We start from the raw sequence: 20909 nt of genomic DNA, 5'->3' as shown, positions 1-20909 counted from the left end.
CCGTCACCGGCCCCGAAAACGCCGATGGCGCCCCCGGAAAATTTCCGAGGGCGCCATCGGGCGATATTGCGAACCGGCCGCAGGTCAGTGTTCGTGCCCGTTCGAGCGCGCTTCGTCCTGCACTCGCTTGAGGATGGCGAGCTGCCGGTGCTCCTCTTCCAGTTCGGTCGCGAAATGGTGTTCGCTCTCCGAAGGAGGATCGGGGCGCAGGAAGCTACCGGTGCCCGGCTGACCGGCCGAACCCAGCTGGTTCATCTTCTTGGGCACCACCGCACCTTGGTACTCGAGCGGCAGCGGGTGGCCGTGGTCGTCGACCGGGCCCAGCGGCTGGTGCACCTCGATGTACTCACCGTGCGGCAGGCGCTTGATCACGCCGGTTTCGATACCGTGCTCCAGCACCGCCCGGTCGCTGCGCTGCAGGCCGATGCAGAACCGGTAGGCCAGGAAGTACGCGATCGGCGGTCCGAGCAGCAGACCGATACGACCGATCCAGGTCGTCGCGTTCAACGAGATATCGAACTTGAGCGCGATGATGTCGTTGACGCAGGACAGCGTGAGCACCACATAGAAGGTGATCGCCATGGCGCCGATCGCCGTGCGGACCGGGACGTCACGCGGCCGCTGCAGCAGATTGTGCCGGGCAGTATCACCCGTGAGCTTCTTCTCGATCCACGGGTAGGCGATGAGGACCACGAACACGAGGCCCATGATCAGCGCCACCCAGAAGGCCGCGGGCACCGTGTACCGGCCCAGATACAGCTCCCAGGGCGGCATCAGACGGGCCATACCGTCGGTCCACATCATGTAGAAGTCCGGCTGCGAACCGGCCGACACCTGTGACGGGTTGTACGGACCCAGGTTCCAGATCGGGTTGATCTGCAACAACCCGCCCATCAGGGCCACGAAACCGAGCGTGAAGGCGAAGAACGCGCCCTGGTCGGCGGCGAATACCGGGACGATCCGCGAACCGACCACATTGTTCTCGGTGCGGCCCGGGCCGGGGAACTGGGTGTGCTTTTGATACCAGACGATCGCCACGTGCGCGGCGATGAGCGCCAGCATGATGCCCGGCAACAACAACACATGGGCGATGTACAGACGCGGCACGATGATGTCGCCGGGGAAATCGCCACCGAACATCAGCCAGTGCAGCCAGGTGCCCACCACCGGAACGCCGATGGTGATGCCGGAGAACGCGGCACGCAGACCGGTACCGGAGAGCAGGTCGTCGGGCAGGGAGTAGCCGAAGAAGCCCTCGAACATGGCCAGGATCAGCAGCAGCGACCCGATCACCCAGTTCGCTTCACGCGGTTTACGGAACGCACCGGTGAAGAAGATACGGAACAGGTGGATGATGATCGACGCCGCGAACAGCAGTGCCGCCCAGTGGTGCACCTGCCGGACGAACAGGCCGCCGCGCACCTCGAAGGAGATGTTCAGCGCGGTCTCGTACGCCCGCGACATCCCGACACCGCGCAGCGGCTGGTAGGCGCCGTCGTAGGTGACATGCGCCATCGACGGGTCGAAGTACAGCGTCAGGTAGATACCCGACAGCAGCAGGATGATGAACGCGTACAGCGCGATCTCACCCAGCAGGAACGACCAATGGGTGGGGAACACCTTGTTGATCGACCGTTTCACAAAGGCGGCGCCGCGATAGCGCTCGTCCATTTCGTTGGCTTGTGCCGCAATCTTGCGGCCTACACCGGTTCCAGCACTCATGATCGACGCTCCCAGAAGGCCGGGCCGAGGGGTTCGATGAAGTCACCGTTGGCGACCAGGTACCCCTCTGAGTTTACGGTGATCGGCAGCTGCGGTAGCGCCCGTGCGGCCGGACCGAAGATCGGCTTGCCCCATTCGGTCGCGGAGAACTGCGACTGATGGCACGGGCACAGAATCCGGTTGGTCTGCTGTTCGAACAGCGAGGTCGGGCAGCCGAGGTGGGTGCAGATCTTCGAGTAGGCGAAGTAATCGCCGAAGTTGAAGCTCTCCTGGCCCTTACGTTTGATCGCGTTCTTCGCATCCTCGGGCCGCAGGCGGATGAGCATCACGGAGTTGCGGATACCGCGCAGCGACTGCAGGGTCGCATGCTCGTCACCACGCCAGGATTCCTTCCACGGGAACACGGTTTCCATGGCGCCCGCGTCGAGATCCTCGGGGCGGACCAGCACGATGTCCTGCGGACGGCCGGTATCGCGGCGGATGTAGATGGTTTCGCCCTCGTAGTCGGGGGTCCAGCCGGACACCCACAGCGGCGATTTATCGCCCTTGGCCCACGGGTTCTTCACCATGCCGCCGACGAACACCAGCAGTGCGCCGATACCCAGCACACCGACGCCGGCGCCGGCGGTGCGGGTGATCAGCTTGCGGCGGCCCAGGGTGGAGGTCTCGCCGGCGTCGGACAGCTGGGCGGCCAGTGTGCGCCGGTCGACCTCGCTGGACTTGCCGTCGTGCCGGTCCTGGACCGACAGTTCCGCGGGAATGAACTTCTTGCGGATCAGCACCACCGCGATACCGATGGCCAGGATCGAGATACCGAAGGTCAGGCCGTACAGCGGGGTGGCGAGCGAATAGATGCCGTGGCCGGAGTCGTCTTTGCCCTTGTACTCCCAGGGCCAGAACAGGAACACACCCACCAGGGCGGCCGCGGCCAGACCGGAGATCGCGAACCACATCGCGACCTGCCGTTCGGCGCGTTTCTCCGCGCGGGTACCCGGCACCGGCCAGCGTTCCCTCCGGTAGACGACCTCGACACCGTCCCGTGCGGTGCCGAGCTCGACCAGCTCGTCACGCGACATCGCGTCGAGTTCGGCCTCGGTCGGTTCCGCCGGGGTCGCGGCCGCGGAATCTTTGTCCAGGCGACCCATCTCGTTTCGCTCCTGTTCTTCACTCATGGCTGAGGCCCTTCCACTGGGGCATGCCCGGCCGTGCGCCGCAGCTACGGCGGACGGCACCGGATACCGGCCCGATCATGTCCGGGATCCGATCCAGATCGCGGCACCGACAACCGCCACGATGCCGATCACCCAGATGGCGAGGCCCTCGGTGGCGGGACCGAAACCACCCAGACCCCAGCCGCCGGGATCCTTCGCTTCGGCAGAGTCCTTGACGTAGGCGATGATGTCGCGCTTCTCTTCCGGCGTGAGCTGCCGGTCGGAGAACTTCGGCATGTTCTGCGGACCGGTGAGCATCGCGGCGTAGATCTGCTGCTCGGAGGCCGGGTCCAGCGGCGGAGCGAACTTGCCCGAGGACAGGGCACCGCCGCGGCCGGTGAAGTTGTGGCAGGAGGCGCAGTTCATCCGGAACAGTTCGCTACCACGGCCGATATCGCCGCCCCGCAGCGATTCCTGGGCGATCTCGCCGTTGGCGTCGCGGATCACGGTCGGGCCACCGCCGTTGGCGGCGACATAGGCGCCGATCGCATCGGTCTGGTGGGCGTCGAACTTCGGAGGTTTACGTTCGGCCTGCGCTTCGTTGCGGACCATCGGCATACGCCCGGAGGACACCTGGAAGTACACGGCCGCTTCGCCCACGCCGATGAGGCTGGGGCCGCGGTCGGGCACACCTTGCAGGTTGGCGCCGTGACAGGTGATGCAGGAAGTCTCGTACAGCTGCTGACCCTCGCGGATCAGCGCCACCGAATCCTCGTTCGCCGTGGCGACCTGGGGCTCGGGGGTGAACGCAGAGGCGAGGAAACCGGCTCCGACGAGGCCCACCATGAGCGCGAGGCCACCCGCGATCCGTCGGCGGATGCGGCGCTGCCTGCGCTTCTTGCTGGCCTCGCCGTGCCCACCGCTGGCGGGCGCTGGCGCTGTCGGGGGCGATGAACTCATCTGTGTCCCTTTGGAGTAGACGGAACCGTGGTGGGCAGCCGGCGTCACTGGATGAAATAGATCACGGCGAACAGCCCGATCCAGACGATGTCGACGAAGTGCCAGTAGTACGAGACGACGATCGCGGCGGTGGCCTGCGCGGGCGTGAACTTGCTCATCTTGGTACGCGCGAGCAGGAACAGGAAAGCGATCAGACCGCCGATGACGTGCAGGCCGTGGAAACCGGTGGTGATGTAGAACACCGATCCGTAGGAGCTGCTCGAAATCGAGGTGCCGTGGTCGACCAGGTGGACGTACTCGTACGCCTGGCCCAGCACGAAGAACAGACCCATGAAGAAGGTCAGGGTGTACCAGCGGCGCAGCCCGAACACATCACCGCGCTCGGCCGCGAACACACCCATCTGGCAGGTGAACGACGAGGCGATCAGCACCGCGGTGACCGGGATGGCCAGGCCGAGGTTCAACTCGGTCGGCGGCATGGGCCATTCGGGCGCCTGACTGCGCGCGACAAAGTACATCGCGAAGAGGCCGGCGAAGAACATCAGCTCGCTGGACAGCCAGATGATGGTACCGACGCTGACCATGTTGGGCCGGTTCAGCGAATGCACACGCTGGGTTATGGCCGATCCTGAGGTACCTACTGCGGTCGTCACGGGGTAAGTATGACTCTTCGTAGTACGACAGTCGAAGTCGGGTTCCCATCTTGATCTTTTGTGTCGGGATTCACCGGCTCAGCGCGTCTCTCGCACCGGCCCGGCGTGTCGGATGCTCCGGCGCCGGGCCAGCTTGCGAACCTGCGCAGATGCGGTACCCGGTGTCCCCGGGGCACGCCCACCCGGCGACACCGGCTCTCCGAGATGGTTCGATCTCGACCGGCCCGCCTTCCTCATTCCGCCCGGATGGGCAGCAGTAGGGGCCCGTTCCGGACCCACGACCCGCCGCGCACACCCTCCGCTCCGGACAGGCATACCCCTGGCGGACCCATCCGCGCCCGGATAGCGCTGCGCTACCCGGCACGGCGCACATTAGGGTGTTGCATGACCGTTCGGTCACCGGTATCGGCGCGACGAGGAGATTGAGATGAGCGTGCGCAGCTGGCCCCAGATGCTCGGGGCCCTCGCCGACGGACACGACCTCACCGCGGACGATACGACCTGGGTGATCGACGAAATCTTCACCGACAACTCCACCGCCGCCCAGATCGCCGCGTTCGGCGTGGCCATGAAGATCAAAGGCCCCACCCCCACCGAACTGTCGGGTATGGCGCGCGGCATGCTCGGCCACGCGCGCCTGGTGAAGGTCGACGGCGACGCTGTCGATATCGTCGGCACCGGCGGCGACCGGTCGGGGTCGGTGAATATTTCCACCATGTCCGCGGTCGTGGTAGCCGCGGCCGGGGTGCCGGTGGTCAAGCACGGTAACCGGGCCGCGTCCTCCAAGAGCGGCGGCGCGGATGTGCTGGAAGCGCTCGGTGTGAAACTCGCTCTCGGCCCGGAATCGGTGGCCCGGTGCGTGCGCGAGGTGGGGATCGGGTTCTGCTTCGCCTCCCTGTTCCATTCGGGACTGCGTTTCGCCGGTCCGGCACGTAAGGAAATCGGGATCCCGACGGTTTTCAACGTACTGGGCCCGCTCACCAACCCGGCCCAGCCGCGCGCCGGGCTGGTCGGCTGCGCATTCCCCGATCTGCTGGAAACCATCGCCGGCGTCTTCGCCGACCGCGGGGCCGGAGCGCTGGTGGTACGCGGCCACGACGGCCTGGACGAGATCACCACCTCCGATACCACCGACGCCTACGTGGTGGCCGGCGGCCGGGTCCGGAAAACGGTGATCGACCCGGTACGACTCGGTATCCCCCGGGTTCATCTGGACGCGCTGCGCGGCGGTGATGCCCAGGTGAACGCACAGGTCGCCCGGGATGTTTTCGCGGGTGATCCGGGTGCGGTACGCGATGCCGTCCTGGTCAACTCGGCGGCCGCGATCACCGCCTACGATCTGTCCCGCGGCACGGAACTCGACGGTGACCTCGACGATCACCTGACCGCCGGGATCGAACGCGCCGCCGCCGCCATCGACAACGGCGCGGCCGCGGCCCTACTGGACCGCTGGGCTGCGCTCACCCGAACCCTCGGCGAGGACTGAACGGTCAACGGCCGGCCGGTCGATGGCCACCGTCCCCGCCTCACCCACCAGCCGCCGCGGACCGGACCGAGCGGGAATGCGCCGCTACTCCCCGATCGAGAACCCGGCTTCGACATCCGCGCTCGAATACGATTTGAACGCGATATGGGTGACGGTGCGCTGCACCCCGGCCACCTTGTCGATCCGCGCGGTGACCACCTCGGCGACCTGTTCGTGGTCGCGTACCCGCACCAGCGCGATCAGGTCGACATCGCCCGCACACGAGTACACCTCGGCGACGCCCTCGGTATCGGCCACCTCCTGCGCGGTCTCCGGGATGCGCCCATTATCGGCCTGGATCAGAACGATCGCGGTAATCATGGGAACAGCCTAACTGCGTGTCTGATAGCTCTGTGGCTATCGAACACCGCCCTTCTCGGGCGTCCTCACCTGGTCACGCCATACCAAACCGGTCGCCGCGACCTCGGTGACGCCGTCGGGGTCTACGTCGAGCAGATGTCGACACGTCCACCGTGGCCTCGGCTGGACACGGGCGGCGAAACCCCGCGCCTCGGACGACTAGCTCCTCTCCTCGGCGTAGGAATGCTCACTCCGCGCGGCGTCCGCCGCCGCGTCGGCCCAAGCAGCCCAGCGCGCCGCGCCATGGGCAGGTTCCGCGTAGCCCTCGGTGGTCCGGACGATTCGCACGCCCGGGCGTTCCAGCCAGCGCACGATCACCCCGACCTCCTCCGGTGGGGCACCCCGCAGCGGCGGGGGTCGAGAGCCGGCATCGGCCAGGGGTAATTCCGCAGGGCCCGCCGCCCCACCGGTGGGACGTACGGTCTGAGCGGCGGCCACGATCTGTTCGACCACCGGCATCGGTGGGGTGCCGCGGCGTGCGGTTCCGGCGCCGGCGAGGCGGCCGTAGCGGATCACGGCGAATTCCCAGCCGCCGGCGCCGTCGGGGTGGGCGGTGATCAGTTCCGGTAGCCGGGCCAGCGCGGCCAGGCGCTGGATGCGGTGCAGGGCGCGGATCACGGCGGCCACGCGGTCGCGTAGGCGCGCGGCGGATTCGTACTGTTCGGAAGTCGCGTAGTTCTCGATCCGGGCCAGCATGTCGCGGATCGCCGCGTCGTCGGTACCGGCGAAGAGTGCGTGCGCGGCCGCGGGGGCCGGGGCGTAGTCGGTGGCGGTGCGGGGCGTATCGGCCGCCGCGGGGCAGCCACCGACCGTTTCCGGCGCGCAGGTGTGCAGTGCGGTGCGCGCCAGCTTGGCGGTGCAGGTACGCAGCCCGCAGTATTCGGCGAGGGTGGCGGCGATATCCGCGGCCGCGGCCCGCGCGTGGAATGGACCGACCGCCGGGCCGGCCGGGTCACGGACCACGGTGAACCGGGGAAAGGCCTCCGCGCTGAGCGCGATCCACCAGGCCCGCTTGGGGAATTTGGACCGGCGGTTGTAGGGCGGCGCGTGCGCGGCCAGCAACCGTAGTTCCCGGACCCCGGCTTCCAGCCCGTGCGCGCACACGACATGGTCGACCCGGGTGGCCAGCCGGACCATCTCCTTGATCCGGCCGCGGGTTTCCGAACCGGTGAAATAGCTGCGGACCCGGCGCCGCAGATTCACCGCGGTCCCGATATAGAGAACTTCGTCCGACGGTCCGCGGAACAGATAGACCCCGGGCGCGGCGGGTAGGTCGACGGCGAGGGCGCGTTTGGCGCGTTGGCCCGCGGTCACATCGGGCAGGTAGTCGATCAGTTCGGGGAGGCTGTGCACTCCTTGGTTACCGACCCGGCCGATGAGCGCGTGCAGCACATCCACGGTGGCGCGCGCATCGTCGAGCGCCCGGTGGGTGGGTGTCGTACTGGCCCCGAGCAGCTGCGCCAGATAGCCGAGCCGCACCGAGGGCGCCTCGTCGCGGCCGAGTACCCGCCGCGCGAGACGCACCGTGCACACCACCTGCGGCCGGGGCCACGGCGTTTCGCAGCGTGCCGCCGCGGCCTTCAGGAAGCCGATATCGAAGCGAGCATTGTGCGCGACGAGCACCGCCCCGGCCGCGAACTCCAGGAAACCGGGCAGGACCGCGTCGATGGTGGGCGCCGCCCGCACCATCGCCGTGGTGATTCCGGTGATCTGGACGACCGCGGGCGGGATGGACCGCCCCGGATCCACCAGCGTGGCGAATTCGCCGAGCACCTCGCCACCGCGCACTTTCACGGCGCCGATCTCGGTGATGGCGTCCTCGGCCGGGCTGGTACCGGTGGTTTCCAGGTCGACGATCACGAAAGTGGTGTCGTAGAGCGGGGTATCGAGTTGATCGAATGCCAGCTGCCGGGCGTGCAGCGGCATCGATTCGGACACGGCGAGCAGAGTACGGACGGGGTCCGACAGGTTCGGCGAAACCGGACCGTGACGATCGCTGCGACAGACAGCGGAACCTGTTCCTGTTCCCCAGCGGGAGCCCATTCACCACATATATGTGCGCCAGTTCACAGTCGATGCTTATTTGCTATCCAATTGCCCGTTCGCGCGAAAAATGGTCGGTCGGCCCAAAACTTGTTCCACCGCCCAGGGCAAATATTCGGCCGCATCACATTCAAGCCATTGTCACCACTGCGACATCAACCCGCTCGCCCCGGGGAAATCGCATGACATTCGCCATCGAATCCGCTGTAACGCGACCGATCGATCCGCCACGAGCCGGCCGGACGTAACCGCGACGCAACCGAATCGCCGACTGTGACCCAACTCGCATAATTTGCCACCGGAAAACTGGCCGACCCACGCTTATCGACGTCTCAGGCTTTACAAACCACCGTGATCTGTTCGTAATCTTTTCGAGACCTCGCGGAGTTCGGCGCACCAACCCGGTACCGCCGGCGGGGAGATCGGAAGGACCGCATCATGGCGTTCAACACCGTCAAGCGACAGGCGCGGCGCGCTGCCGTAACCGGAGCCGTCGGCGCTGCCACCCTGGGCGCGTTCCTGCTGCCCGCCGCACCGGCAGCTGCCCAGCCGGTGACCATCCACGGCGTAGGAACCTTCGAGGTGCCCAACGAGATCCCGATCCCCGCGGGCATCCCGGGCGTCGAAGCGCCGAATTCCCCCGCCACCCCGCCGCCTTTCGTCACCCCCACCAAGACCGCCGGCGATCTGGCCCTCGACGCCGCACTGTCGAAGGTCGGCGCACCGTACGTCTACGGCGCCGCCGGCCCGGACGCCTTCGACTGCTCCGGCCTGGTGCAGTGGTCGTATAGACAGGCAGGACTCGAGCTACCCCGCACGAGCGGCGCCCAGCTGTCCGCCGGCTCCCCCATCTCGCTCAACGACCTCCGTCCCGGCGATGTGATCTCGTTCTACGGCGGCGGCCATTCGGGCCTGTACGCCGGCGACGGCAATGTGGTCCACGCGTCCACCTCCGGTACCCCGGTTCAGCTGGCGCCCATCTCGTCGATGCCGTTCGCCGGGGCGCGCCGCTACTGAGCCGGCCGCGGTCCCGCGGGGATCCACATGACGCGGTACTTTCATCCGACGACGTGACCGTTCCGTGCCGTACTGGACACCCCGCGGGCCCGTTCCGTAATCTGATCGAGACCTTCACCGGTTCATCGCACAGCGTCACAGGGAGAGCGGGGCACGGCAGGCCGTGGCAACACATCATCGGAGTCACCGCAATCTCGGGCCCTCTCGCCGGCCCGCCCGCACCGTCCTCGCGGCGGGACTCCTGGCGGCGGCGCTCTACGGTGGCGGCCCCGCCGGCGCCGATCCGGCCCCGGCACCCGCACCCGCCTCGGCCACCGAAGCGGTCCAGCAGATGATCGACCTGTCCCGGCAGGCCGAACAGCTCAATCAGCAGGCGCTCACCGCGCAGGCCGATCTCGACGCGAAACTCGCGATCCAGCGCGATGCCGACGCCGAGGTCGCCGCGGCCACCGGGGCCGTCGACGCGGCCCGCAACGAGGTCGCCAAGTACCGCCCGATGATCGATCGCACCGCCATCGCCGCCTACCAGGGCACGCGCACCAACCGGTTGTTCTCCGTACTGGTCAGCGATTCACCCCAGCAACTCCTGGACCAGATGTCGACGCTGGACGTGGTCACCACCCAAACTGCGGACCAGCTCAAACAGTACAAACGCGCCACCGACGCGGCCACGGCCGCGCAATCGGCAGCCCGGGCCGCTGCAGATACCGCGCGCACCGCCACCGATCAGGCCAATACCGTCCGCGACGATGTGGGTCGTAAACAGACCGATCTGCAGAACGCGGTCGCCAAGGTCATCGAGGTCTGGGGCAGTCTGTCCACCGCGGACCGGACCGCGCTGGCCGGTTCCCCGTTCCCGCCCGGTTTCGACCGCGACAGCCTGCTGGCGGACCTGGTCCCCGGCAGCGGAACCAGCGCGCTGGCCGCCGGGCTCACCCGCGTCGGCGACCCCTACGTCTGGGGCGCCACCGGCCCCGACCAGTTCGACTGCTCGGGCCTGGTGCAGTGGGCGTTCGCGCAGGTCGGCAAGCAGGTGCCGCGCACGAGTTCGGCGCAGGCCGCCTACGGCACGCCCGTGGACCGCGCCGATCTACAGCCCGGCGATGTGGTGTTCTTCTACGACGACATCTCCCATGTGGGTATCTACGCCGGTAACGGCCTCATGCTGCACGCCTCCACCTTCGGAGTTCCGGTGGCCGTCGCGCCGGTGGATTCCACCCCTTACCATTCGGCGCGCCGCTACTGAGCCCCGGAGCGGCGCTGGGCAGCGTTCGCCAATAGTGTGAGTCGTATGGCTCGAACTCTGCTGGTTACCAATGATTTCCCGCCGCGTCCGGGAGGTATCCAGTCCTATCTGCAGGCAATGACCGGTCAGCTGCCGCCCGACGATCTGGTCGTCTATGCGCCCCGCTGGCGCGGTGACAGCCATACCCGATTCGACGCGCAGCAGCCGTTCCAGGTGGTCCGCCATCCCACCTCCCTCATGCTGCCCACCCCCGCCGTCGCGCGCCGCGCGCGGAAGCTGCTGCGCTCCGAAGGCTGCGAAACGGTCTGGTTCGGTGCCGCCGCTCCCCTGGCGCTGCTGTCGCCGCTGCTGCGCCGGGCCGGCGCGGAACGGATCATCGCCAGCACCCACGGTCACGAGGTGGGCTGGTCGATGCTGCCGGCGGCGCGGCAGGCGCTGCGGGTCATCGGCGAGAACACCGATATCGTCACCTACGTCAGCAAATACACCCGGAGCCGGTTCGCGGCCGCCTTCGGCCCGGACGCCGCGCTCGAACATCTGCCGCCGGGCGTGGATACCGAGAAGTTCCGCCCCGACCCCGCCGCCCGCGCCGAACTGCGCGAACGCTACAACCTCGGCGACCGGCCCACGATTCTCTGTCTTTCCCGGCTCGTACCGCGCAAGGGTCAGGACGTCCTGCTGATCGCGATGCGCTGGATCCGGGAACGGATCCCCGGCGCGGTCCTGGTGATCGCCGGTAGCGGTCCGTACGAAGACCGGCTGCGCGGCCTCGCCGAGGCGCTCGGCCTCGGCGACGATGTCGTTTTCACCGGCCGGGTCGCCGCGGCCGAACTCGCCGCCCACCACACCATCGCCGATGTTTTCGCCATGCCGGCCCGCACCCGCGGCGCGGGCCTGGACGTCGAAGGTCTCGGCATCGTCTATCTCGAGGCCTCCGCCAGCGGAGTCCCCGTGGTTGCCGGAATGTCGGGTGGTGCACCGGAAACCGTGCTGGACGGCGAAACCGGTCGCGTCGTCGACGGCCGCCGCGCCGACCTGGTCGCCGAAGCGATCGGCGATATCCTCGCCGACCGTGACGCGGCCGCCGCCATGGGCGCCGCGGGCCGCGCCTTCGTCGACCGCCACTGGCGCTGGGACACCCTGGGCGCCCGCCTCCGCGGATTCCTGTAAGACCTCGGGCTTCGTCCCTGCCCGGCCCGACTCCCAGAGAACGACCACCATGGTGCCGACCCCAGCGGGACCCTGAAAGATCTCGCCCCACGAACAACACCACCCCGACCAGCGGCAGCGGCACCGTCGAGTCCAGCAAGCCCCTCAACGATCCCGCCCACACCGGCCCCAACGCGCCCAGCGGCACAGCCGAGTTCAGCGAGGCCCTGAGCGGTTTCGGCCCGTCCCTGCTTTCCGTGCTCGATGCGATGCGGCGCAGCCGCGAGTGTCGAGCGCGGAAAGCAGGGACCAAGGTGGGCCGAAACCCGCGCCGCCGCAGGTGGCGCAAAATAAACACAGCGGGCCAAAACCCCCGGCGCCGCAGGCGCCGCATGTTTCAGCATCTACTACGCTCAGCCGGGTGAGCAGTATCCAGGTCGCCGACCAGACATTTCTTGCCGCGCCGGGTGCCGCGGTGGCCGCCGCGCTGTCCGCCCCGGGAAAATGGCGGCGCTGGTGGCCCGATCTCGAACTCGATGTCCGGGAAGACCGGGGCGACAAGGGTATTCGCTGGGCGGTGCAGGGGGCACTGACCGGCACCATGGAGGTGTGGCTGGAACCCTCGCTGGACGGGGTGATCCTGCACTACTTCCTGCACGCCGAGCCGTCGCGGCAGCTGCCGCAGCGCAAACTCGCCGCGGCCAACCGGGAGCGGCGGGTCGCGGGCAAGGTGATGTCGTTCGAACTCAAGGATCGGCTCGAGGGCGATCGACCGGCCGGAGTTTCACCCGGGAACTGACGAATTCCATACCGCACCGCCGAAAGGAACCACTGAGAACCTATGGCCGACCGGACCCAGAGATCGATCGTCATCGCGGCGCCCGCCCCGCAGGTGATGTCCGTTATCGCCGATCTGGCGTCCTACCCGGAGTGGGTATCGGCGGCCAAATCGGTGGAGGTACTCGAAACCGGACCCGACGGTCGCGCGCGCACCGCTCGATTCGTGCTGGACGCCGGTGTCGTCAAGGACACCTACGTGCTGTCCTACACCTGGCGGCCCGATGACCTGGCGGTGAGCTGGACGCTGGTCAGCGGTGACCTGCAGAAGGCGCAGGACGGCCGCTACGAACTCGCCGAGCAGCCGGACGGGGGCACCGAGGTGCGCTACGAACTGACCGTGGATCTGACCATTCCGATGATCGGCATGTTCAAACGCAAGGCGGAGAAGGTGATCACCGATACCGCGCTCGAGGAACTGAAGAAACGGGTCGAAGGCTGACCGGGCCGCGCAGCACCGGAGCGCAGGCCCGACCCGACGGCGCGCCGGGCCACACCCGGCGCGCGCGGACGCGGGTGGAATTGTTCGTCGGCAAGGGCGGTGTCGGTAAGACGACGCTGGCCTGCGCGCAGGCCATGGGATATGCGCGGGAAGGCCGGCGGGTCCTGGTGGCCTCGCTGGACCAGGCGCATTCGCTCGGGGACGCCCTGGGTTTCCGGTTCGCGCACGACCCCGGCGCGGTGCCCGGAATCATCCGGGTCGTCCCCGGTCTGGACGTGATCGAACTCGATTCGCTGGCGTTGCTGGAGGACCGTTTCCGGGAGATCGCCGGTGTGCTGGCGGCCGATCCCGGTCACGACCACGGGCTCGACCTGGGGGCGCTGGATCCGGCGGAGCTGACCGGGCTGCCGGGTGTCCAGGAACTGCTGATGCTGGTGGAGATCACCCAGTACGCCGCCGACGACGACTGGGATGTGATCGTCCTGGACTGTCCGCCCACCGCAGATATGCTGCGCATTCTCACCGCGCCGGAAACTCTGCTCGGCTACCTGGACCGGATCTGGCCGCCGCATCAGCGGATGATGAGCGCGATCGGCACCGATCTGCGGCGCGCGGTTCTGGCGGCGACGATGCAGCGGATCGTCGCCGCCGTCACCGAGGTCCGTGATCTGCTCGCCGATTCCGAACGCACCAGTGCCCGGCTGATCACCCTGGCCGAACGGGTGGCGGTCGCGGAATCGGCGCGCGTGCGGTCGGCGACAGCGCTGCTCGGGCTACGTCTGCAGGCGGTGGTGGTGAACAAGGTGCTGCCGGAGGTTCCGCCAGCGGGGCCGGAACCGCAGCATCCCGCGGTGCGCTGGTATTCGCATCGCTACGCCGAACAATGGGATGTGATCGCCGGACTGCGCCGGTCGATGCCGGAGATCCCGGTCCTCGTGGCCGGCCATACCGGCGCCGAACCGGTGGGTATCGGCCCGCTCGCGGGACTGTCCTGCGTCGTTCCGGCGCAGTACACCGGCGACCGCGTATTCGCGGGCGGGAACGACCGCGTGCCTGCGGGCGGGAAAGGCTGCACCGAACCCGTGAGCGATACCGGCCACGCCGGGGCCGTTCGGCGTGACAGCAACGCGGCAATGCGCGACGATGCGGGTTCGGCGGCGGCCGCGACGGCCGCGGTGCCCGCCGTCCGGTTGGAATCGGGGGCGGGTTTGCATTCGGTATATGCGCTGCGTATCCAGCTACCGGTAGCGGATCCGGCCACGCTGCGCCTGGGACGAGTGGAGGACGATTTGATCGTGGGAGCCGACGGCGTGCGCCGGCGGTTGCGCCTGGCGCCGGTACTGCGCCGCTGCACCGTCAGCACCGCCGAGCTGGACAACGGATACCTGGTGGTCCGTTTCCGGCCCAACCCGCAGGAGTGGCCGCGATGACCGGGACCGATTACCGGCAGCCGGAGGGTATCGCCGAATTCGCCGAGGAACTGCGCCTGCTCGCAGAAGCCGTGCTGGAGCGGGTCGAACCGGTACTGCGCGACGCGGCCGCGGACGACAAACCGGAATGGGGCAATTGCACCTGGTGCCCGCTGTGCGCCGCGGCCGCACTGGTCCGCGGGGAACAGCACGAAGTACTGGCGACCGTCGCGGCACACGGGACGGCGATCGTCACCATCTTGCGGGAAGCGCTCGCAGGGGAACCGGTCGATCCGGTGATGCCGAATGGTCACGGAGCAGGATCCGCGGCCGCGCACGGCCGGTCCGGAACCGGACACCAGCACGGGCACGGCACGGCGGCCGATTCGGGCGACCAACCACCGGCCGGCGAATCCACTGCCGCGGCGGACGACCGGGAGGCTCGGCCGGACACCGGCGCCCCGGCCGAGCCGACCGCCGGCGCGGCCGCGTCCGGAAGGTCCCGGTATGTCGGTATACCCATAACCATCAAGCCATGAGCACTTCCGCTCCGAGCGCTCCACTGACCGTGGGGGTCGATATCGGCGGGACGAATATCCGTGCCTCGGTGGTCGACGGGACCGGCGAGGTGCTCGATACCGTGCAGTGCCCGACCCCGCATTCGGCGCCGGCGCTGGAAGGCGCGCTCGGACGTGCGGTCCGCGAACTCGGCGACCGCCACGAGATCGACGCCGTCGGCCTGGCCGTGGCCGGGTTCGTTTCGGCGGATCGCAGCACGGTCCGGTTCGCCCCGCATCTCCCCTGGCGCGACGCGCCGGTGGCGAAACGCCTCACCGACCGTCTCGGCCTACCCGTCCTGCTGGAGCACGACGCCAATGCCGCGATGTGGGCCGAATACCGGTTCGGCGCCGCAGCGGGCGGACACAATGTCGTTCTGGTGGCCATCGGCACCGGGATCGGCGCCGCGCTGCTGATCGACGGTGTGCTGTATCGCGGTACCCACGGTGTCGCACCGGAACTCGGGCATCTGCAGGTCGTCCCCGGCGGCCGCGACTGTGGCTGCGGTAAACGGGGTTGCTGGGAACGGTATTGCAGCGGAACGGCATTGGCCGAATCCGCGATCGAACTGGTGGCCACCGATTCCACGCCGTCGCTGCTGGCGAAAGAGGTGATCGCCGACCCCGGTGCACTCACTGGCCGCCGGGTGGCCGGCGCCGCCCAGGACGGCGACCCGCTGGCCCTGCGGGTGATGGCCGATTTCGCTCGCTGGCTCGGCCTGGGCCTGGCGTTCGTCGGCGATATCTTCGACCCGGACCTGGTAGTCGTCGCCGGCGGAGTGAGCAGTTCGGCGCCACTGTTTCTCGACGAAGCCCGCGAGGAATACGCGGCCTCGGTCACCGGCCACGGCCACCGCCCCCTCGCCCGCATCCGCACCACCCAACTGGGCGAAGCAGCCGGAATGATCGGCGCCGCCGAACTCGCCCGCACCGCCCTGATCGCCGGCCGCTGACCACGACGCCACAGACAGAGAATTAACATGGCCGGGCTTGGAGGAGTTCTGTGACCGGCGGTAGAGTCGGCACCCGAGGCTCTTCACATTTCCATCCCGATTCCCGGAGTAAGGACGTCATGTTCTACTGGCTGCTCAAGTTCGTGCTGCTGGGTCCGTTCATCAATCTCTACAACCGGCCCGAGGTGGAAGGTGTGGAGAACATCCCGGCCGACGGTGCGGCCATCATGGCGGGAAATCATCTGTCGTTCGCAGATTGGTTGTTCGCGCCCCTGTCGAGCCCGCGCCGGATCAACTATCTGGCCAAGGCGGAGTACTTCCATACTCCGGGTCTCAAGGGGCGGTTCCAGAAGTTCTTCTTCAGCGCCTCCGGCCAATATCCGATCGATCGCAGCGGCGCCGATGCGGCCGAGGATGCGCTCAATGCCGCCCGCGCACTGCTGGACGAGGGTCGCCTGGTGGGTTTGTATCCGGAGGGCACCCGTTCCCCCGACGGCCGGCTGTACAAGGGCAAAACAGGTATGGCGCGGGTCGCGCTGACCACCGGGGTCCCGGTGATCCCCGTGGCTGTGATCGGCACCGACGAGGTGAGCCCGCCCGGACCGTTCCGCTGGCGCCGCCGCAAGGTGACCGTGAAATTCGGTAAACCGATCGATTTCTCCCGGTACGAAGGTATGGCCGGTAACCGGTTCGTGGAGCGTGCGGTGACCGATGAGGTCATGTACGAGCTGATGCAGATGTCCGGGCAGGAATACGTCGACGTGTATGCCGCCAGCCTGAAGAAGAACATACCTTCCGGTCCGTCCTCGCATACGCCGCGAATTCCGGAATCCGCCGCAGGCTGACCCGACGACGGTTCAAGAAAGCAGGAAAGTAACGACCGGGAAGACGACTGCGGTGAACGCGGCGAAGGTAACCGCCGCGACCTTCCGTTTCCCGATTCGAGGCAACCGGGTGGCCGCGAATCCGTAGATGCCGAGAAACGCGCACAAGACGCCCCATGCGACGAGTGCCCGGCTTCCGACCTTTCCGAGTTCCTCGGCGAACAGCAAAGCCAGCAGCGCGATCGTGACCCCGGCTGAACTGCCCAGGGCAAAGAACGCGGCGCCTGCCGGGCTGTTCATGATTATCGGCGACCTGCCGATCGGCACGACGTTTTGTGGGTCGGTGTGGTGGCCCCCTTCACGCTGACACAGCATGTCGAAGACCCTCGCGGGGTTCACCCGGTCCCCCACCAGCGTTCTGACATCGGCCAGCGCGTGGACTGCCTGCGCAGTGGCATAGGTGGTGATGAAGCCCTCACGCGAGGTCCGGAAACCACCACGATCGCTGTGAACCGGAGACAGTTGCTGAAAATCCAGCAACTCGATAAATGCCTCGCGAAATACTGGGTGGAAGATCAGCTTGTCACCGCCTGCCGTCAAGGCCGACACCGACTGCTGCAGTGTCGCATGATACCAGGTCTGCGTCACCTGCCCGCGCCGAATAGATTCTTCCTCGAGCCTGCCAATGTTCGAGGGGAGCAAACTCAGAACCCGATCGACAGCCAGGTCCTTCGCTCGCCGAACTCGGTCACCGCCCAGCGCCGTGATCTGTGGAACCGCCAAGAGTGTGGCGATCTGCGCCGACGCGTACATCGGTTCAACCTGAGGACCACCCTCGAGCATCGCGGAAACGAGAAAAGTGGCACCTTTGCGCGCGGCACGCGCCGCGCGTTCATCCTCGGAACCCAGTTCGGTCAACGCTCGCACAGCCGCCACAGAAGCGGTCATCGATATCGGAGTCACGCTATCGCCCAGAGGCCACCCGCCAGTTTCGGAGTCCTGTGCAGTGATCAGAATTTCACGACAGGATTCGAGTTCGGCCCGGCTCCCTCCGAGGCACTTGAGCGCCCGGAGCCGCCAGGCGGCATCAACCGGCGCATTGAATTCCCAGTCGACCTCACTGCTGTGCCGCACCACTCCTCGGCGAATCAAAGTCAGAACAGTGGACTCGTCGGGAATCGGGTGCCCGATCCGAGCAAGCGCGCATACGACCTCGGCGGAGTCCTGTGGATTCGGCGGCACATCGGAGGACCATCCCCACCCTACGTAGCCAGCACCGTTACCTACGACATGCCGAGCAAACCAATCCGCTGCGCGATCGATACGGTCGTCCACATACGACATTTCGACCCCCGGATAAGTGAAACACCCTGCCCCTCAGGACAAAACAGCAACAATTGAGACTATACCCGATTCGGTTCAAGCAGGACGGTCACTGCCGATATTCAGCGTCGCGCACCGGGTAGCACGGTCCCCGGTTGTCTTTGTGATGTGGAAATTTGAGCCATTCTACGCAAAGATGGACGCGTGAAGCCGAGGGCGGGGGCCGAGACGAAGGTGTCTCGTACCGGATCGCACACAACTGGCCCTATGCCGGGACGCTGCCGTTGCAAGCTCGGCAACCCCCATGGGAACGATTCCGGTCGCATGACGCGACAGCCGATGGGTTCGGACACGATATGACCGAATACCGGACCACGATGTGCGCCCGCCCACACGCGCGACGGTCGGCCGCCCGACGCGCGGCTGCCGCGAGGGACACGATCAGGGGCGATCCACCCCGGGGCGCGTCATGATCCGGGCCTACCTGTTCACGCTCGAGCCGACCGACACTCAGGCGAAGTCGATGCGGTCGCACTGCGGAGCGGCGCGTGTGGCCTATAACTGGTGCCTCGCGCAGGTTCGCGCCAATTGGGCGCAACGCCGCGCCGAGCAGACCTACGGGCTGAGCAGCGACGAACTCACACCTTGGATCGACACATCGGCCTACAGCCTGCGTAGGGCATGGAATGCAGCAAAAGCCGAGTACGCGCCATGGTGGTCGGAGAACAGCAAAGAAGCTTACGCCTCGGGCTGCGCAAATCTCTCGACTGCCCTGGGCAACTGGAGGTCGGGCCGGGCAAAGCTGCCCCGTTTCAAATCGAAGCACCGCGCCCGGCAGGCGTGCCGGTTTTCGACAGGGAGCTTCGGCCTCGCCCGCGACCGTCGGCACATCCGGTTGCCGGTCATCGGCATTGTCCGTACTGCGGAATCCACTCGCAAGCTGGCACGCAAGATCGAAGCAGGCCAGGCGCGTATACGGTCGGCGACGCTGTCGTATCAGCGTGGCCGCTGGCATGTGTCGTTCTCGGTCGACCTGCCCGACCATGACCCGGTGCCGCGTACCTGTGATCGTGTCGTGGGCGTCGATCTCGGTCTGAAGCACCTCGCTACCCTGTCCACCGGCGTGCAAATACCCCATCAGCGGCGCTTCAGCGCCGACCTGCGAAAGCTGCGTCGCCTGCAACGGGCGTGCGCCCGGAAGCATAGTCCGGACCGCAGAACTGGGACGGAACCGTCGAATCGGTGGCTCAAGGCCAATGCCCGCGTCGCTCGCACGCATACGCGGGTAGCGAACCTGCGGCGTGACGACATCCACAAGCTGACGTCGGGTTTGGTGCGTGATTTCGACACGGTCGTGATCGAAGACCTGAATGTCGCCGGGATGGTGCGCAACCGCAGACTCGCACGCCATATCTCCGATGCCGGATGGGCTGAGATCCGCCGCCAGCTCACCTACAAGGCAGAGTGGGCGGGTGTACGTCTGGTGGTGGCAGACCGCTGGTTTGCCTCATCGAAAACCTGCTCTGGCTGCGGCGCAGTGAAAACCAAGCTGAGGTTGTCGGAGCGAACCTACTGTTGTTCGGTATGCGGGATCGTCCTCGATCGGGACGAAAACGCAGCCAGGAATCTCGCCGCTCTCGCGGCGGACACCGCACAGTTGGTGCGGGAGCAGCCCGACAGAACCGGTGTCAGACCGACGGCGTCTGCGCCGTCGGCAATCGGACTGCTGCGGGAAGAGTCGCATGCGACTCAACGCCACAACCGTGAGGTGGTGGCTCGATGAACGCGGCAGTGCCTCACGCCTTCATCGAACGGAGACGAATCGGATGTTCAAAACTCTGCTGGGTGCGCTCGGCACCAACTCCACGGAGGTGGAGACCGAACTCTTCACACCGGGCGTGCAGCCGGGGCAGCCGATACAGGGGGTGATCCGGATGCGCTGCCAAGATCGGCCAGTGCGGATCAACGGGGTCTCGGTTGAGCTGATCACCCGGGCGGAACGGGAATACGACGACGGGGAGCAGCTGCTCGATATGGCGTTCGCCCAGCTGCCCGTATTCGGCCCGTTCGAATTGCGGCCCGGGAATCCCCTCGAGGGCCGGTTCGAACTGGTCACGCCGTGGGAAACGCCGATCACCTTCTACAACGGCCGGCATCTGCACGGGACCGCGGTGGCGGTCCGCACCCGGGTCGATGTGGACGGCGGATTCGATGCCGCCGATACCGATCCCATCGGTATCGGTGCTCTGCCGCCGCAGCATGTGCTGCTCGCGGCCGTCGAGTCGTGGGGTTTCGGGCTCCGGCACGCCGATGTGGAGGCGGGCCGCGTGGACCGGATCCCGCAGCGGCTGCCGTTCTTCCAGGAAATCGAATTCGGTCCCTCACCGCGCTTTCCGGGCCTGAACCAGCTCGAGGTGACCTTCCTCGCCGACCCACACGGCATGTATGTCGTACTGGAAGCCGACAAACGCGCCATGATGTTCGCGCCGGGCCGCGATGTACAGGATGCGATCCGAGTCGATTTCGCGACCTTCCAACAGGTGAACTGGGTCGAGGTGATCGGGCAGCGGTTGCATCTGCTGGCCCGCTGACGGATTCGCCACGCCGGTACACCGGAGTTGTCCGGGTCGGCGGTAGACGTTCACCTACCGTCGACCCGGGCGCGGGAGACTCACCTCGCGCGAACCGGTCCCGGCAGCGAAATCCCCCTGGACATCGCTCGAATGGCCGGGCATCGT

At 67.2% G+C, this 20909-nt stretch carries 19 protein-coding genes; 12 read left to right on the top strand and 7 right to left on the bottom strand.

What is annotated here, in order from left to right; all coding sequences use genetic code 11:
- Positions 1–84 precede the first annotated feature (84 nt).
- From qcrB to ctaE, 4 genes are all read right to left on the bottom strand, one after another.
- The gene (gene qcrB, locus ON22_RS09140) at positions 85–1722 is read right to left on the bottom strand and encodes a cytochrome bc1 complex cytochrome b subunit (protein WP_033245088.1); all 1638 of its coding nucleotides are present in this window, start codon (positions 1720–1722) and stop codon (positions 85–87) included.
- Positions 1719–2867, bottom strand: coding sequence for a cytochrome bc1 complex Rieske iron-sulfur subunit (gene qcrA / locus ON22_RS09135; RefSeq protein WP_033245412.1), 1149 nt, complete (start codon positions 2865–2867; stop codon positions 1719–1721). The genes qcrB and qcrA overlap by 4 nt, the downstream gene beginning before the upstream one ends.
- A gap of 102 nt (positions 2868–2969) precedes the next feature.
- Positions 2970–3833: a cytochrome bc1 complex diheme cytochrome c subunit gene (qcrC, locus tag ON22_RS09130; RefSeq protein ID WP_081595433.1), complete on the bottom strand. Its 864-nt coding sequence runs from the start codon at positions 3831–3833 to the stop codon at positions 2970–2972.
- A gap of 44 nt (positions 3834–3877) precedes the next feature.
- Positions 3878–4486: an aa3-type cytochrome oxidase subunit III gene (ctaE, locus tag ON22_RS09125; RefSeq protein ID WP_033245086.1), complete on the bottom strand. Its 609-nt coding sequence runs from the start codon at positions 4484–4486 to the stop codon at positions 3878–3880.
- Positions 4487–4913: 427 nt separating this feature from the next.
- Here ctaE and trpD point away from each other — a divergent pair, with 427 nt between their 5' ends.
- Positions 4914–5972, top strand: coding sequence for an anthranilate phosphoribosyltransferase (gene trpD / locus ON22_RS09120; RefSeq protein ID WP_033245085.1), 1059 nt, complete (start codon positions 4914–4916; stop codon positions 5970–5972).
- Positions 5973–6056: 84 nt separating this feature from the next.
- On the opposite strand, the gene ON22_RS09115 is transcribed toward trpD, so the two are convergent.
- Both ON22_RS09115 and ON22_RS09110 read right to left on the bottom strand, forming a co-directional pair.
- On the bottom strand, positions 6057–6332 hold the full coding sequence (locus ON22_RS09115; RefSeq protein WP_033245084.1) for an Lrp/AsnC family transcriptional regulator: 276 nt from the start codon (positions 6330–6332) through the stop codon (positions 6057–6059).
- Between the two features lie 198 nt (positions 6333–6530).
- Positions 6531–8297, bottom strand: coding sequence for a DEDD exonuclease domain-containing protein (locus ON22_RS09110; protein ID WP_033245411.1), 1767 nt, complete (start codon positions 8295–8297; stop codon positions 6531–6533).
- A gap of 555 nt (positions 8298–8852) precedes the next feature.
- On the opposite strand from ON22_RS09110, the gene ON22_RS09105 reads away from it, so the two are divergent.
- The 9 genes from ON22_RS09105 (at position 8853) to ON22_RS09065 (ending at position 16869) form a co-directional block, all read left to right on the top strand.
- Positions 8853–9431 carry a C40 family peptidase gene (locus ON22_RS09105; protein ID WP_033245083.1) on the top strand — a complete coding sequence of 193 codons (579 nt, stop codon included), beginning with the start codon at positions 8853–8855 and terminating at the stop codon, positions 9429–9431.
- A gap of 163 nt (positions 9432–9594) precedes the next feature.
- Positions 9595–10677: an NlpC/P60 family protein gene (locus ON22_RS09100; protein ID WP_033245082.1), complete on the top strand. Its 1083-nt coding sequence runs from the start codon at positions 9595–9597 to the stop codon at positions 10675–10677.
- A 45-nt stretch (positions 10678–10722) separates the two neighbouring features.
- The gene (locus ON22_RS09095; protein ID WP_033245081.1) at positions 10723–11847 is read left to right on the top strand and encodes a glycosyltransferase family 4 protein; all 1125 of its coding nucleotides are present in this window, start codon (positions 10723–10725) and stop codon (positions 11845–11847) included.
- 400 nt (positions 11848–12247) lie between these two features.
- Positions 12248–12625: a hypothetical protein gene (locus tag ON22_RS09090; protein WP_033245080.1), complete on the top strand. Its 378-nt coding sequence runs from the start codon at positions 12248–12250 to the stop codon at positions 12623–12625.
- Between the two features lie 42 nt (positions 12626–12667).
- Positions 12668–13105: an SRPBCC family protein gene (locus ON22_RS09085; RefSeq protein WP_033245079.1), complete on the top strand. Its 438-nt coding sequence runs from the start codon at positions 12668–12670 to the stop codon at positions 13103–13105.
- 80 nt (positions 13106–13185) lie between these two features.
- Positions 13186–14535 (top strand): ArsA family ATPase, encoded by a 1350-nt coding sequence (locus tag ON22_RS09080; RefSeq protein WP_081595438.1) that lies wholly within the window; start codon positions 13186–13188, stop codon positions 14533–14535.
- Positions 14532–15053, top strand: a complete 522-nt coding sequence (locus ON22_RS37880; protein WP_231508638.1) for a hypothetical protein — start codon at positions 14532–14534, stop codon at positions 15051–15053. The genes ON22_RS09080 and ON22_RS37880 overlap by 4 nt, the downstream gene beginning before the upstream one ends.
- On the top strand, positions 15050–16024 hold the full coding sequence (locus ON22_RS09070; protein WP_033245077.1) for an ROK family protein: 975 nt from the start codon (positions 15050–15052) through the stop codon (positions 16022–16024). The genes ON22_RS37880 and ON22_RS09070 overlap by 4 nt, the downstream gene beginning before the upstream one ends.
- Positions 16025–16143: 119 nt before the next feature.
- Complete coding sequence (locus tag ON22_RS09065) at positions 16144–16869, top strand: lysophospholipid acyltransferase family protein (protein WP_033245076.1); 726 nt, start codon at positions 16144–16146, stop codon at positions 16867–16869.
- Positions 16870–16881: 12 nt separating this feature from the next.
- On the opposite strand, the gene ON22_RS09060 is transcribed toward ON22_RS09065, so the two are convergent.
- The gene (locus tag ON22_RS09060) at positions 16882–18183 is read right to left on the bottom strand and encodes a prenyltransferase/squalene oxidase repeat-containing protein (protein WP_156052338.1); all 1302 of its coding nucleotides are present in this window, start codon (positions 18181–18183) and stop codon (positions 16882–16884) included.
- Positions 18184–18640: 457 nt separating this feature from the next.
- Between ON22_RS09060 and tnpB the strand changes: the two genes are divergently transcribed.
- Together tnpB and ON22_RS09050 are read left to right on the top strand one after the other, a co-directional pair.
- Positions 18641–19954 (top strand): IS607 family element RNA-guided endonuclease TnpB, encoded by a 1314-nt coding sequence (tnpB, locus tag ON22_RS09055; protein ID WP_051157342.1) that lies wholly within the window; start codon positions 18641–18643, stop codon positions 19952–19954.
- A gap of 43 nt (positions 19955–19997) precedes the next feature.
- Positions 19998–20762 carry a sporulation protein gene (locus ON22_RS09050; RefSeq protein ID WP_033245074.1) on the top strand — a complete coding sequence of 255 codons (765 nt, stop codon included), beginning with the start codon at positions 19998–20000 and terminating at the stop codon, positions 20760–20762.
- Positions 20763–20909 lie beyond the last annotated feature (147 nt).

Source organism: Nocardia carnea NBRC 14403 (assembly GCF_000308515.1).
In the GTDB taxonomy this organism is placed as follows: Bacteria; Actinomycetota; Actinomycetes; order Mycobacteriales; family Mycobacteriaceae; genus Nocardia; species Nocardia carnea.
This window is presented reverse-complemented; position numbering and strand designations above follow the sequence as displayed.